Annotated in this window: 11 protein-coding genes; 8 read left to right on the top strand and 3 right to left on the bottom strand. The window is 46.1% G+C overall.

The annotated features are described in order from the left end of the window. Positions 1-4 precede the first annotated feature (4 nt). Complete coding sequence (locus NSQ37_RS08930; RefSeq protein ID WP_059366737.1) at positions 5-1,000, top strand: phosphotransferase enzyme family protein; 996 nt, start codon at positions 5-7, stop codon at positions 998-1,000. A 37-nt stretch (positions 1,001-1,037) separates the two neighbouring features. On the opposite strand, the gene NSQ37_RS08935 is transcribed toward NSQ37_RS08930, so the two are convergent. After that, on the bottom strand, positions 1,038-1,730 hold the full coding sequence (locus NSQ37_RS08935; RefSeq protein ID WP_059366735.1) for an MgtC/SapB family protein: 693 nt from the start codon (positions 1,728-1,730) through the stop codon (positions 1,038-1,040). 120 nt (positions 1,731-1,850) lie between these two features. Beyond that, on the bottom strand, positions 1,851-3,329 hold the full coding sequence (putP, locus tag NSQ37_RS08940) for a sodium/proline symporter PutP (RefSeq protein WP_007408914.1): 1,479 nt from the start codon (positions 3,327-3,329) through the stop codon (positions 1,851-1,853). A 421-nt stretch (positions 3,330-3,750) separates the two neighbouring features. Between putP and gatC the strand changes: the two genes are divergently transcribed. From gatC to gatB, 3 genes are read left to right on the top strand one after another with little or no spacing between them, the layout of a single operon-like run. Then, positions 3,751-4,041, top strand: a complete 291-nt coding sequence (gene gatC, locus NSQ37_RS08945) for an Asp-tRNA(Asn)/Glu-tRNA(Gln) amidotransferase subunit GatC (RefSeq protein ID WP_003155732.1) — start codon at positions 3,751-3,753, stop codon at positions 4,039-4,041. Positions 4,042-4,055: 14 nt separating this feature from the next. Then, positions 4,056-5,513 carry an Asp-tRNA(Asn)/Glu-tRNA(Gln) amidotransferase subunit GatA gene (gene gatA, locus NSQ37_RS08950; protein WP_007609878.1) on the top strand — a complete coding sequence of 486 codons (1,458 nt, stop codon included), beginning with the start codon at positions 4,056-4,058 and terminating at the stop codon, positions 5,511-5,513. 13 nt (positions 5,514-5,526) lie between these two features. After that, entirely contained in the window at positions 5,527-6,957 is a 1,431-nt protein-coding gene (gene gatB / locus NSQ37_RS08955) for an Asp-tRNA(Asn)/Glu-tRNA(Gln) amidotransferase subunit GatB (RefSeq protein WP_003155730.1), read from the top strand. Between the two features lie 63 nt (positions 6,958-7,020). Here gatB and NSQ37_RS08960 read toward each other — a convergent pair whose 3' ends face one another. Further along, positions 7,021-7,869, bottom strand: coding sequence for a TetR/AcrR family transcriptional regulator (locus tag NSQ37_RS08960; RefSeq protein WP_015239325.1), 849 nt, complete (start codon positions 7,867-7,869; stop codon positions 7,021-7,023). Positions 7,870-7,997: 128 nt separating this feature from the next. Between NSQ37_RS08960 and NSQ37_RS08965 the strand changes: the two genes are divergently transcribed. The 4 genes from NSQ37_RS08965 to NSQ37_RS08980 all read left to right on the top strand — a co-directional run bounded on the left by NSQ37_RS08965 (position 7,998) and on the right by NSQ37_RS08980 (position 15,592). Then, the gene (locus NSQ37_RS08965; protein WP_132106404.1) at positions 7,998-11,141 is read left to right on the top strand and encodes an efflux RND transporter permease subunit; all 3,144 of its coding nucleotides are present in this window, start codon (positions 7,998-8,000) and stop codon (positions 11,139-11,141) included. 152 nt (positions 11,142-11,293) lie between these two features. Beyond that, positions 11,294-12,205: a diacylglycerol kinase gene (locus NSQ37_RS08970; protein ID WP_015239327.1), complete on the top strand. Its 912-nt coding sequence runs from the start codon at positions 11,294-11,296 to the stop codon at positions 12,203-12,205. Between the two features lie 147 nt (positions 12,206-12,352). Then, positions 12,353-13,738 carry a 23S rRNA (uracil(1939)-C(5))-methyltransferase RlmD gene (gene rlmD / locus NSQ37_RS08975; RefSeq protein ID WP_326365029.1) on the top strand — a complete coding sequence of 462 codons (1,386 nt, stop codon included), beginning with the start codon at positions 12,353-12,355 and terminating at the stop codon, positions 13,736-13,738. 819 nt (positions 13,739-14,557) lie between these two features. Further along, positions 14,558-15,592, top strand: coding sequence for a nucleotidyltransferase domain-containing protein (locus NSQ37_RS08980; RefSeq protein WP_326365030.1), 1,035 nt, complete (start codon positions 14,558-14,560; stop codon positions 15,590-15,592). The last annotated feature ends 7 nt before the right edge of the window (positions 15,593-15,599 follow it).

Raw genomic sequence — 15,599 nt, forward strand, 5'->3', positions numbered from 1 at the left:
CAGCATGCATAAAGATATTAAAGCGATTTTTGAGGAAGATAAGGTGCTCGCTGAAGCAGGTGAAATATACGGCTTTACCAAGTTTCAATTTATTGCGGACGCCGAGAACTACGTATATGAAATTGTGAAAGATAACGAACCTTATATTTTAAAAATTACGCATACGATCAGAAGAACACCGGAATATATTCTCGGAGAAATGGAATGGCTTCATCATCTGGCAAAGGGAGGGCTTTCAGTAGCAAAGCCGATTCCTTCATTAAATGGCAAAGATGTCGAAGAAGTGCCGGATGGAAAAGGCGGAGCGTTTTTAGTAAGAGTCTATGAAAAAGCGCCCGGACGCAAAGTGGAGGAATCAGACTGGAACGGAACTCTGTTTTACGAGCTTGGAAAGTACACGGGGAACATGCACCGGCTGACGAAAAGCTACCGTCTGAGCGATCCGTTATATAAAAGGCAGGAATGGGATGAAGAGGAGCAGCTGAAGCTGAGAAAATATGTGCCCGCAGATCAGCATCGCGTATTTGAGCGGTCGGATGCTCTAATGGAAAAACTGCGCCGTTTGCCGAAGAACCCTGAAAACTACGGCCTTGTGCACGCCGATCTGCACCACGGCAATTTCAATTGGGACAACGGAAAAATCACTGCATTTGATTTTGATGATATCGGCTACAATTGGTTTGTGAATGATATCAGTATTCTGCTGTACAACATGTTGTGGTATCCGGTCATCCCGTATGAAGACAAGGCCGCGTTTACGGGTGAATTCATGACTCACTTTATGAAAGGCTACAGGGAAGAAAATGACCTTGACCCCGCATGGTTTGAACACATCCCGGATTTCCTCCGGCTGCGCCATATGCTGATCTACGGATTATTGCATCAGGCGTTTGACCTCAATTCACTCGGGGACGAGGAACTTGAGATGCTGAAAACCTTCAGGCGCGATATCGAAAATGAAACCCCGATTACGGAGTATAACTTTTCTGCATTCGTATAAATAGAAAAACGCCGGCTGAATCCAGCCCGGCGTTTTTTTATAGCGTATCACACTTCACTCCGACGACACCTTGAATTTCTTTAATATCATAATAGACGTCAGTGGTGTAGCGGTTTTTATGAACACTGACTTTCACTTCCATAATCGGAAATTCCTTTTCGCGCAGATCATCAATCCGGACGGAGTGAATGCGGAGCTGTTTGCTTTTCATTTCCTTTAAAATCTCGGTCATTTTGTCTTTATCGGAAAGAGACATTCTCACGCGGATATCTTTTTCCTTCAAGCGGTTGGGACCGATTTTTCTGATCAGCCACGGAAGAAATTCGACGCTGATCAGGATAAACAAGAGGCTTGCGAACGCCTCTTTATAAAAGCCGGCGCCTGTAGCCAGACCGAGCCCGGCTGCGCCCCAGATGATGGCCGATGTCGTCAGGCCGGAAATGACGTCATTGCTTTTACGCAGGATCACGCCCGCGCCGATAAAACCGACGCCGGAAATGATTTGGGCGGGAAGGCGGAGCGGATCCATCATGATACGGTAATATTTCGGGAAATGATATGCCGCATTAATGCTGACGATCGTCAGCATACAGGAGCTGACGGCGATGACGATACAGGTTTTCAGTCCGAGCGGTTTGTTTTTCAGCTCGCGTTCAAGACCGATGATCATGCCGATCAGCGTGGCAATGCCCAGCTTTAATAAAATGTCTGGTTCGATAGGCCAGCTCAATTTGCACAGCACCTCCGCAATTTTTCTTATAATAAATTGATATGATTTTCTCACAGTATTTATAGCAGGACAAGTGCGGAAGAAAAAAGCCGTCAGGGATAAAATCTGACGGCTTTTTGTCTATTTCTTGTTTTTCAAAAGAGCTTCCATCCGGCTGAACAGCTGATAAGAAGCATCGGCCGGTTTTTTGGTCAGCAGACTGACGGCAATACCGGCAATCAGACTGAGGAAGAACCCCGGAATGATTTCGTATACGCCGGTTGAAGCGGCAAGCCCTGTCGTGATCCAGATTAAAACGGCCGCGGCCCCGGTAATCATCGCCGCAAGCGCTCCCCATTCATTCATCCGTTTCCAGTACAGACTGAGCAAGAGCGCCGGGCCGATAGCCGAACCGAAGCCTGCCCACGCATATCCGACCAGATCAAGAATGGTGCTGTTCGGATTCATGGAAAGCAAAATGGCGATAACGGCCACGATCAATACCGACAGGCGTCCGGTCATGACCAATTCTTTATCGCTCGCTTCCCGTCTGAAAAAGGCGCGGTATAAATCTTCCGTAATGGCGCTTGCCGTTACGAGAAGCTGTGAGGAAATGGAACTCATGATCGCCGCTAAAATCGCGGACAGCAAGAAGCCCGTAATCAGCGGATGGAACAAGATTTTAGAAAAAATAATGAAAATCGTTTCCGGATCTTTTACGGAGACTCCGAAGTGATGAGAATACGCAACCCCGATAATCCCGGTAAGCAATGAACCGACAACTGAAATAACCATCCAGCTCATCCCGATTCTGCGGGCGGGTTTTAAATCTTTCACTTCTTTAATCGCCATAAATCGTACGATGATATGAGGCTGGCCGTAATAGCCGAGTCCCCATGCCAAATAAGAAATAATGCTAATGACGCTCGCGCCTTTAAAGATATCCAATAGTTTCGGGTTAACGGCGTTGATCGAATCAATCGTCGTTGAAACGCTCCCGAGCTGGGTAAAAGCAACGATCGGCACAAGCACTAATGCCGCAAACATGATCGCTCCCTGTACAAAGTCAGTCAGACTGACAGCGAGGAAACCGCCAAACAGCGTGTAAAGCACAACAACACCGGCCGTTAAAAACAAACCGAATTTGTAGTCGGCGCCGAATGCCGATTCAAATAACCTGCCTCCGGATACCATCCCGGACGATGTGTACAGTGTGAAAAAGATCATAATAATCACGGCGGAAACAATTTTCAGCAATGATGACGAGTGGCGGAACCGTTTATCGAAAAAATCGGGAATCGTAATCGCATCATCCGCAACTTCCGTGTAAGCGCGCAGCCTCGGAGCAAGCAGCAGATAATTTGAATACGCGCCGATCGTCAAACCGAGCGCCAGCCATAAGGTCGATAACCCCGTTGCGAACATTGCGCCGGGAACTCCCATCAGCATCCATGCGCTCATATCGGCCGCACCTGCGGACAGCGCCGTTACGAACGGGCCGAGTCCTCTTCCGCCCAGCATGTAATCATTAATATTCGTTGTCTTCCTGAATGCGTACCAGCCGATTAACAGCATGGCAGCAAAGTAAATGCCAAGAGATATAATTAGTTCAATACTCACGTTTTTGGACCCTCTCTTCTTTCATGTAAATGTTGCATCACCTCTGTAGATTAGTAGTGCCGGAATATGCGCCGGCGATCCAGCCTTTAGTCGTCATTCCATGCGGATCGCATGATTTAGTGCTGGCTATGGTTACTAAACCTAACAAAGTATCCCCGATCAATCAACTCTCGAAACCTGGCCCGCTCAAGGAAAAAATCCCCGCCAACATAGAACAGCTTAGAGATGAAAACGCTACCAATAAATTATAAAAGTAAAAATTTTCTGACATATAATTCGTTTCTCTTTCTCCCCGATTTAGGATAAAATAGAGAGGGTTTCATCATGCCTCAGAAGGCGGCGTTTTGTTGCTTTAGAGGGCTCGTTTTTGATATGATCAGTATTATATGACGAAACGGAGAATTATGCGGAGGTGGATCTTATGTCACGAATTTCTATAGAAGAAGTAAAGCATGTCGCTCATTTGGCGAGACTCGCCATTACGGATGAAGAAGCTGAAATGTTCACAGAACAGCTTGACAGCATCATCTCGTTTGCCGAGGAGCTTAATGAAGTGGACACGGATAACGTGGAACCGACAACACACGTGCTGAAAATGAAAAACGTAATGAGAGAAGATGAAGCGGGTAAAGGCCTTCCGGTCGAGGATGTCATGAAAAATGCTCCTGATCATAAAGACGGCTATGTCCGTGTGCCATCTATTCTGGATTAAAGGAGGGAGACAGTATGTCATTATTTGATCACAAAATCACAGAACTGAAACAAATGATACATAAAAAAGAAATCAAGATTTCCGATCTTGTTGATGAATCTTACAAACGGATCGCATCCGTGGATGATAAGGTGCAGGCGTTTTTACAGCTTGATGAAGAAAGAGCCCGCGCTTACGCGAAAGAACTTGACGAAGCGGTTGACGGACGGTCTGAACACGGTCTTCTCTTCGGAATGCCGATCGGCGTCAAAGACAACATCGTGACCAAAGGGCTTCGCACAACATGCTCAAGCAAAATCCTCGAAAACTTCGATCCGATTTACGATGCGACGGTTGTGGAGCGCCTTCAAGCCGCTGAAGCCGTAACGATCGGAAAGCTGAATATGGACGAGTTCGCGATGGGTTCTTCTACTGAAAACTCCGCGTACAAAGCGACGAAAAACCCATGGAATCTCGATACGGTTCCCGGCGGATCAAGCGGCGGTTCCGCAGCTGCGGTTGCCGCGGGCGAAGTGCCGTTTTCACTCGGATCTGATACGGGCGGCTCCATCCGCCAGCCGGCTTCTTTCTGCGGCGTCGTCGGATTAAAGCCTACATACGGACGCGTGTCACGTTACGGTTTGGTCGCTTTTGCGTCTTCATTAGACCAGATCGGACCGATCACAAGAAACGTAGAAGATAACGCATTCCTGCTTCAGGCGATTTCAGGCCCGGACAAAATGGACTCTACGAGCGCCAATGTCGAAGTGCCGGACTTTCTTTCTTCATTAACTGGCGATATTAAAGGCTTAAAAATCGCCGTACCGAAAGAATATCTCGGAGAAGGCGTCGGCAAAGAAGCGAAAGAATCGGTTTTAGCCGCTTTAAAAGTGCTTGAAGACCTCGGAGCGACATGGGAAGAAGTATCTCTGCCGCACAGCAAATACGCGCTTGCGACGTATTATCTGCTGTCTTCTTCCGAAGCGTCTGCAAACCTTGCGCGCTTTGACGGCATCCGCTACGGCTACCGCTCAGACAATGCGGACAACCTGATCGACCTTTATAAACAGACACGCTCAGAAGGCTTCGGCAATGAAGTGAAGCGCCGCATCATGCTCGGCACCTTCGCGCTCAGCTCCGGCTACTATGACGCGTATTACAAAAAAGCGCAAAAAGTGCGCACGCTTATTAAGAAAGATTTTGAAGACGTATTTGAGAAATACGATGTCATCGTCGGACCGACAACGCCGACACCGGCATTCAAAATCGGCGAAAAAACCAGCGATCCGCTCACAATGTACGCCAACGATATTTTAACGATTCCTGTCAACCTCGCGGGTGTGCCGGGAATCAGCGTGCCGTGCGGATTTGCGGACGGACTGCCGCTCGGACTGCAAATCATCGGAAAACACTTCGATGAAGGCACTGTATACCGCGTCGCTCATGCTTTTGAGCAGGCAACAGATCATCATAAAGCGAAACCTGAACTGTAAGGGGTGAAATGAAGTGAACTTTGAAACGGTAATCGGACTTGAAGTCCATGTGGAATTAAAAACAAAATCTAAAATTTTCTCAAGCTCACCGACGCCATTCGGCGCGGAAGCGAATACCCAAACGAGCGTCATCGACCTCGGCTATCCCGGCGTGCTGCCCGTTTTGAACAAAGAAGCGGTCGAATTCGCGATGAAAGCCGCAATGGCTTTGAACTGCGAAATCGCAACGGATACGAAGTTTGACCGGAAAAACTATTTCTACCCGGATAACCCGAAGGCATATCAAATTTCTCAATTTGACAAGCCGATCGGCGAAAACGGCTGGATCGAAATCGAAGTCGGCGGAAAAACGAAAAAAATCGGCATTACCCGTCTTCACCTTGAAGAAGATGCGGGAAAACTGACGCATACGGGTGACGGCTATTCCCTCGTTGACTTCAACCGCCAGGGCACGCCGCTTGTCGAGATTGTATCTGAGCCGGATATCCGCACACCGGAGGAAGCTTACGCATATCTCGAAAAGCTGAAATCAATTATTCAATACACAGGTGTTTCCGACTGTAAAATGGAAGAAGGTTCACTGCGCTGTGACGCCAACATTTCCCTCCGTCCGATCGGCCAGGAGAAATTCGGCACAAAAACGGAGCTGAAAAACCTGAACTCCTTCGCGTTCGTGCAAAAAGGACTTGAGCATGAAGAGAAACGCCAGGAGCAGGTGCTTCTGTCAGGCGGAGTCATTCAGCAGGAGACGCGCCGCTATGATGAAGCGACGAAAAAAACCATTTTGATGCGTGTCAAAGAAGGTTCTGACGACTATCGTTATTTCCCTGAGCCTGACCTTGTCGAGCTCTACATTGATGACGAATGGAAAGAACGCGTAAGAGCAACCATTCCTGAGCTTCCGGACGAGCGCCGCAAGCGTTATATCGAAGAGCTCGGCCTGCCGGCTTATGACGCAATGGTTCTGACGCTGACGAAGGAAATGGCTGATTTCTTCGAAGAAACGGTCAATAAAGGCGCAGAAGCCAAGCAGGCATCAAACTGGCTGATGGGTGAAGTCTCAGCTTACCTGAACGCCGAACAAAAAGAGCTTGAGGATGTCGCACTGACTCCTGAAGGCCTTGCCGGCATGATTAAGCTGATTGAAAAAGGAACCATCTCGTCTAAAATCGCGAAGAAAGTCTTTAAAGAATTAATTGAAAAAGGCGGCGACGCAGAAAAAATCGTCAAAGAAAAAGGCCTCGTGCAGATTTCTGACGAAAGCGTGCTTCTGAAGCTGGTAACAGATGCGCTTGACAGCAACCCGCAGTCAATTGAAGACTTCAAAAACGGAAAAGACCGCGCGATCGGCTTCCTTGTCGGGCAGATTATGAAAGCCTCCAAAGGACAGGCCAACCCGCCGATGGTCAACAAAATCTTACTTGAAGAAATCAAAAAACGATAAAAAAAGCAGCCGCCTCTAAGGGCGCTGCTGACACGGAGACCGGTAAGCGCCGGTCTCTTTTTTTTATAAGATGAAATAGGTTTCAATGGAAGCCCGCAGCGTTTCAATCTGCTCATTTCCGCTGCCTGCCAAGTTGGACAGCATTCCTTTAATAATCGGTTTTCGCGGCTCTACCTTTGCGCATTCCTCTTCAATGACTTCAAGCGATACGAGGACGTCCTCAGGCAGCCCCTGCTGTGCTTTTATATTTTGAATATCCGCAAGCAGTCTTTCTCTGTCCGCCGCGGGCTGAGTGAAGATATCCTCAGGCAGCAGCGGATCGGGATTGTCTCTTATCAGTCCCGTAATCAGATCATCGATTCTGGCAATCAGAAAGGCCGCCACGTTTTCCGTCCGGAATGCCGTATGTTCATTAAAAATCAAGAAATGAATATAGGAGCTCACAATTCCTTGCGCCATAACGGACGCATCCGCTAAAAACGGTGTGACGGCATCTCCGTAAACGGAGAGCAACGCATCCCGATACAGCATGTTAAATTGAATATTGGCCTCATGAAAATACTGTTTGACCTTTTGATTTTCAGGAATGACCTTTTCGCTCAGCAAGAGAATGATAAAGTCCTTGTGTTCCATAAATTCCTGGAATTGATATGCGATTTGTTTTCGGAATACGTCCTTAGGCGGTTTATGCTGATGTTCTGTTTTGATTTTCTTTATTTCTTCCATAGACATGCCGATGTAATACTCACATGCTGAGAGCAAAAGGTCTTCTTTTGATTTGAAATGGAGATAGAAGGCCCCTTTTGAAATTCCGCATTCACCGGCGATTTCCTGAATGGTTGTTGAAGAAAACCCTTTTTTGGCAAATAAATGGATGCCTGTTTTTATGATTTTCTCTTTTTTTTCGTTCATGACGTGCTTCCCCTTAATCCTGAAAAATTTAGAAAAATTTACTGCCTTATTAGTTGACGATGTTGAGTTATACCGTTTAGTATTATATAGAATGACCAGTCAGTCAATAAAAATTAACGGAGGACATGATGAACCACATTATTAACTTTGTACTGAAGAACAAATTCGCAGTTTGGCTGATGACGATTATCGTTACTGTAGCAGGGCTGTATGCCGGTATGAATATGAAGCAGGAATCCATACCGGACGTCAACATGCCTTACCTTTCAGTAAATACGACTTATCCCGGAGCTGCTCCGAGTCAAGTTGCGGATGACGTGACAAAACCGATCGAGCAGGCGGTCCAGAATTTAGAAGGAGTGAGCGTCGTAACGTCCACATCCTCTGAAAACGTCTCATCGGTTATGATTGAATATGATTACAACAAGGATATGGACAAGGCGAAAACCGAAGTCGCTGAAGCGCTGGACAGTGTCAGCCTTCCTGACGACGCGAAAAAACCTGACATTTCCCGTTACAGCCTCAACTCTTTCCCGATTTTGACGCTCAGTGTGACAAGCGGCAAAAGCTCGCTTGAAGACCTGACCAAAAATGTGGAAAACACTCTCGTTCCTAAGCTTGAAGGCATTCAGGGCGTTGCGTCTGTGCAAGTTTCCGGACAGCAGGAAGAGCAGGTGGAATTCTCTTTCAAAGACAAAAAAATGAAAGAGTACGGACTTGATGAAGATACCGTCAAGAAAGTGATCCAAGGCTCTGACGTCAATACGCCGCTTGGGTTGTACACATTCGGCAACAAAGAAAAATCAGTTGTCGTTAACGGAGATATTACGTCAATTAAAGATCTGAAAGATATGAGAATTCCGGTCACATCTTCTTCTGCCGCTCAAGGTCAAGCGGGCGGAGCCGGTGCGGCATCTGCGGCGGACGCTCAGGCTATGCAGCAGGCACAGCAAAGCGCGGCAGCAGGGGTGCCGACAGTCAAGCTTTCTGACATTGCCGACATTAAAGATGTGAAAAAAGCTGAATCCATTTCCCGCACGAACGGAAAGGACAGCATCGGAATTAATATCGTAAAAGCCAATGACGCCAACACGGTAGAAGTGGCCGATGCGATTAAAGATGAACTGAATCAATACAAAAAAGACCATAAAGGGTTCAAGTACAGCTCGACTCTTGATATGGCAGAGCCGATTACAGAGTCGGTGGATACGATGTTAAGCAAAGCGATTTTCGGCGCGATTTTTGCGGTCGTGATCATTCTCTTATTCTTAAGAGATATTAAATCAACGATGATTTCTATCGTTTCCATCCCGCTGTCACTGCTGATTGCCCTTCTTGTGCTGAATCAGCTTGATGTCACATTGAACATAATGACGCTCGGTGCGATGACGGTCGCCATCGGACGGGTAGTCGACGACTCGATAGTCGTGATCGAAAACATTTACCGCCGCATGAGGCTGAAAGATGAACCTTTACGCGGGAAGCAATTGGTGCGTGAAGCGACGAAAGAAATGTTTAAACCGATCATGTCATCAACGATCGTAACCATTGCCGTATTCCTGCCGCTTGCCATGGTCGGCGGACAGATCGGCGAACTGTTTATGCCGTTTGCATTAACAATCGTCTTCGCGCTTGCCGCATCGCTGTTGATTTCGATCACACTGGTGCCGATGCTTGCGCACAGCTTATTCAAAAAATCGCTCACAGGCGCGCCTGTTAAAGCGAAAGAGCATAAGCCGGGCAGATTGGCCAATTTCTATAAAAAAGTGCTGAATTGGTCATTAAGACATAAATGGATTACATCTATCATCGCGGTTCTGATGCTTGTCGGCAGTTTGTTCCTCGTACCTCTGATCGGCGCGAGCTACCTGCCTGCGCAAGCGGACAAAACGATGCAGCTCACATACACGCCTGAACCGGGCGAAACGAAAAGCGAAGCTGAAAAAGCTGCGCAAAAAGCGGAAGACATGCTGCTTAAACGCAAACATGTCGATACCGTTCAGTATTCATTAGGCTCGCAAAGTCCGCTCGGCGGAAGCTCAAACGGCGCATTGTTCTACGTGAAATACGAGGATGACACGCCTGATTTTGACAAAGAAAAAGACAATGTCTTAAAAGAAATCAAAAAAACATCCAGCCGCGGCGAATGGAAATCACAAAATTTCAGTTCGTCAGGCAACAACAACGAATTAACGTACTATGTGTACGGAGATTCAGAGTCTGATATTAAAGGCACGGTCAAAGACATCGAAGGCATCATGAAAAAGCAGAAGGATCTGAAAGACATCAACTCAGGCCTTTCCAGCACATATGATGAGTACACGTTCGTCGCTGACCAGGAGAAACTCAGCAAGCAGGGCCTGACGGCTTCGCAAATCTCCCAAGCCCTGATGTCCCAAACGTCACAGTCTCCTTTGACAACGGTGAAAAAGGACGGCAAAGAGCTTGACGTCAACATCAAAACAGAAAAAGACCAGTATAAGAGTGTAAAAGAATTAGAGGATAAAACCATCACATCGCCTGCAGGCCAAGAAGTAAAAATCGGCGATGTGGCGAAAGTGAAAAACGGCACGACATCCGATACCATTTCCAAACGCGACGGCAAAGTGTACGCTGACGTAACGGCAACCGTCACTTCTGACAACGTCACGAAGGTGTCATCAGCCGTTCAAAAGAAAGTTGACAAACTGGATCACCCGGACAATGTATCGATTGATACCGGCGGTGTATCAGCGGATATTGCTGATTCCTTTACGAAACTCGGCTTAGCGATGCTTGCCGCAATCGCCATCGTGTACCTCGTTCTTGTGATCACGTTCGGCGGAGCCTTAGCGCCGTTTGCGATTCTGTTCTCGCTTCCGTTTACAGTCATCGGCGCATTAGCCGGACTGTATGTATCCGGAGAGACGATCAGTCTGAATGCCATGATCGGTATGCTGATGCTGATCGGAATCGTCGTCACAAATGCGATTGTCTTAATTGACCGCGTCATCCATAAAGAAGCGGAAGGCTTATCGACGAGAGAAGCGCTCCTGGAAGCCGGCTCTACGAGATTGCGTCCGATTCTGATGACGGCGATCGCGACAATCGGCGCCCTGCTTCCATTGGCATTGGGCTTCGAAGGCGGAAGCCAGGTCATTTCTAAAGGACTCGGTGTCACTGTTATCGGCGGTTTAATCAGTTCGACTCTGCTTACCCTGCTGATTGTGCCGATCGTATATGAAGTATTAGCGAAATTCCGTAAGAAAAAACCTGGAACGGAAGAAGAGTAAGACAGCGGGCCTTGGCTCCTTAAACGGAGCCGGGCCCTTTTTTCTTCTGGCAATTCCTGTACATATTGTTGCGATTTTCTCAAGTCATAGTATAATTAAAGGTTGTTAGTGTTAATAATGGATCGGATACTCTTAAGTAGGATGATGAGATAATGAAACGTGCACGCATAATATACAATCCGACTTCAGGACGGGAGCTTTTTAAGAAAAATCTTGCCCAGGTCCTGCAAAAATTTGAACAAGCCGGTTATGAAACCTCTACCCATGCCACCACATGCGCGGGGGATGCCACCAACGCCGCAAAAGAAGCCGCTTTGCGGGAGTTTGACCTGATTATCGCAGCCGGCGGAGACGGAACGATTAATGAAGTCGTCAACGGCCTTGCACCGTTAGACAAACGCCCGACACTCGGCATCATTCCGGTCGGCACGACAAATGACTTCGCCAGGGCGCTGGGCATTCCGAGAGAGAATATACTGAATGCCGCTGATACCGTCATTAACGGCGTAGCCCGCCCGATCGACATCGGACAGGTGAACGGTCAGTATTTTATCAACATCGCCGGCGGAGGCCGTCTGACGGAGCTGACGTATGATGTGCCAAGCAAACTGAAAACGATGCTCGGCCAGCTTGCTTATTATTTAAAGGGAATGGAAATGCTGCCTTCACTTCGACCGACAGAAGTCGAGATTGAATATGACGGCAAGCTGTTTCAAGGCGAAATTATGCTGTTTTTAGTGACGCTGACCAACTCGGTCGGCGGATTCGAGAAGCTGGCCCCTGATTCCAGCCTGAATGACGGCATGTTTGATTTAATTATTTTGAAAAAAGCCAATCTCGCGGAGTTTATCAGAGTCGCGAGCATGGCGCTCAGAGGCGATCATATTAACGATCAGCACATTATTTACACAAAAGCGAACCGTGTGAAAGTCAATGTATCAGAAAAGATGCAGCTGAACCTGGACGGCGAATACGGCGGCATGCTGCCGGGCGAATTCGTGAACCTGTACCGGCATATTCACGTCATCATGCCGAAGGAGAAAGCGGAACAGCTGGATGATTAATACGCGGACAAAATCCTAAAACAGTATTCGTTTTAGGATTTTGTCATCTTTTCAGCGTGATCGGAAACCTTTGAAGGCTGACATTGAATTTGAAGGTTTTCCAGCACGCTGAAACAAGGCTATTGGTAAAACTAGAGGTGATTATAGATGAAAATGAAACCCCCGATAGAAAAAAATGAATACTATGATGTGACATTTGAGGATTTGACGCACGAAGGAGCGGGCGTCGCAAAGGTTCAGGGCTTCCCGATCTTCGTGCCGAACGCCCTGCCTGAGGAAAAAGCGCAAATCAAAGTGACACGCGTCAAAAAAGGCTTCGCTTTCGGCCGCTTGATTGAACTGAAGGAAGAAAGCCCGCACAGAACGGATGCCCCGTGCCCAATCTACAAGCAATGCGGCGGCTGCCAGCTTCAGCACATGACCTATGAAGGCCAGCTCTTGTTTAAACAGAAACAAGTCAAAGACGTCTTAGAACGGATCGGCAAGCTGGACCTCTCAAAAGTCACCGTGCATCCGACGCTCGGCATGGAAGACCCGTGGAACTACAGAAACAAAGCGCAGGTGCCGGTAGGAGAACGGGAAGGCGGACTCGTCGCCGGATTCTATCAGCAAAGAAGCCATGACATCATCGATATGAGCGCCTGCCTGATCCAGCAATCCAAAAACGACGAAGCCGTTCAAGCTGTCAAAGACATTTGCACCTCATACGGCGTCAAAGCCTACAACGAAGAACGCCACAAAGGCTGGCTCCGCCACATCATGGTCAGATACGGCGTCGTCACGGGCGAAATGATGATCGTCTTCATCACAAGAACAAGCGATTTTCCGCACAAAGCGAAAATCATCGAAGACATCACGGCGCAATTCCCGCACGTCAAATCCATCGTGCAGAACATCAATCCAAATAAAACAAACGTCATCTTTGGGAACGAAACAAACGTCATCTGGGGCGAAGAATACATCTACGACCTCATCGGAGACGTCAAATTCGCCATCTCCGCCAGATCGTTCTATCAGGTCAACCCGGAACAGACAAAAGTGCTCTACGACAAAGCGCTTGAATACGCGGAGCTGCAAGGGGAAGAAAACGTCATCGACGCCTACTGCGGCATCGGAACCATTTCTCTCTTCTTAGCGAAGCAGGCGAAGAAAGTATACGGCGTCGAAATCGTGCCGGAAGCCATTGAGGATGCAAAACGCAACGCTGAGCTGAACGGCATCACGAACGCAGAATTCGCAGTCGGAGAAGCGGAAACCGTCATTCCGAAATGGTATGAAGAAGGCATCACGGCCGACACCCTCGTCGTCGACCCGCCAAGAAAAGGCTGCGACGAAGCCCTCCTGCGGACAATCATCGACATGAAACCGAAGCGGGTGGTGTACGTATCCTGCAATCCAGGCACGCTTGCAAGAGACCTGCGGGTGCTTGAGGATGGCGGGTATCAGACGCTCGAAGTGCAGCCTGTGGATATGTTTCCGCATACGAATCATGTGGAGTGTGTGGCGCAACTCATTTTTAAAAAAGACAACTAACTCATTGGTTGTCTTTTATTTATCCTGAAAAGATTTTATAAAAATACATTTAGAAAAAGAAAGGCGAAAAATTTATTATAATAAAGGTGAATCAGCTTTTGTGAATCAAATGATTTGCATAATTACCGGCAAAAGTGAACTAATATCTAAAAGCCCATAAAGATCAAACGGCTATCTGGTTACGATACAATAAGCCGCTAATCAAACATGATTTAGAAACTTATGGACTGGAATTAGGTACAGAGGATGATTAGGAATTTCGCGACACTCCTATAAAAGTGAGTAATACAAATTGTAGGATACGATCATCGAAGCTACCAAGCCTTTTCAGCTTTTATCAATAAAGAGCTGAATGTTGAACAAAAAAATTGATGAATGATCATTGGTTATGTAGTAAAGAATAGTACTTTAGAAAAGAAAGTATTGCAAATGTCATTTTGTTGTCTGGGTAGCGTGACGGAGTTGTTGATAATGTTCTTGGAATTATTAGAGTGAATAATAGTATTAATAGGAATACAAAGTGATTTTAAGGAACTTAATTACTCTCGTCCCATTTTTTGAATAGTTGTAAAGAGGTGACGGCTTTATCAGATAAGGTAAAAATCGGAATACATAGTAGCAAAAAGACAGTTAGCTTTTAAAGATTATCTGTCTTTTTTATTTTTAATTATAGAGCTGAACAAAGCCTTCAGTGTCAACAAGTAAATTTCATAATTACAGAAATATATGCGAGACATTAAAATGTTTTTTTATTCTAAAAAATGATATTATTGGTTTGTATGATTTTATATCACCAATAGTATAATACGGGGGGAAAATATGGTTCTTTGTAAGACGCAGTTTAATCAGTTTCACGATGCTATTAAGTTAAAAGAGGAAAATGCAACGTTAAAAGAAAAAAGAGATATTATTATCAATAAAATAAAAGAAAAATTACCTGATGAAGCAAGCTATGGTTTCACTATTTTTAATCAAGGTTCCTATGCAATGAATACCGGTATAAAACCTTTAGATGACGATTACGATATTGATGTAGGCTTATACTTTGATATGTCTAAAGAAGATGTCGAACCAGTGGCTGCTAAGCAATGGATTTATGATGCATTAAAAGGGCACACAGATGATATAAAAATAAAAGTTCCCTGTGTAACTGTTACTTATCAAGCCGGATACCACGTTGATGTAACAGTATATGCAGCTAATAACGATAATGATAAGGTTTACCTGGCTAAAGGGAAACCTGAGAGTCTGGGGGAAAACAAATGCTGGGATGAATCAAATCCCAAAGACTTAATAAAAGAAGTTAGAGAGCATTTAGAGGATAAAGAAGACAGGAAACAATTCCGCAGAGTAGTTCGTTACCTGAAAAGATGGAAAGATGTGAAATTCAATGCAGGTGGCGGCAAACCTACGGGTATCGCTTTGACTTCTTGTGTATACCATTGGTTAACTATCCAAAAAGATGTTGATCCCTTTGACAAAACAAGAACTTATAGAGATCTCGATGCGCTTATCAATATAGTTTCACAGATGTTGATGATGTTTGTGGATGAATTTGTTGAGGTAGATGGTGAACCTAAATTAGTGCCAAGGTTAAAAGTCAATTTACCTGTGGAACCAAAGTCAGAATTATTTGAAAAAATGACTTATAATCAAATGGTAACATTTAAGGAGAGGCTTGAAGTATTTCTTAAAAAACTACAAGAAGCAAGAGACCATTCAGACCCTACGGATGCGGCAGAAATTTTAAGAACACAGTTTGGTGACGATTTTCCTGTTCCACCTAAATCAACTACTGGAAAAAGAGCTTATGTAGCACCTGTGATTCCAAGCTCAGAATCCGCATTGAATTGATGTGATA

This window comes from Bacillus sp. FSL P4-0334 (assembly GCF_038004825.1).
GTDB lineage: Bacteria > Bacillota > Bacilli > Bacillales > Bacillaceae > Bacillus > Bacillus velezensis.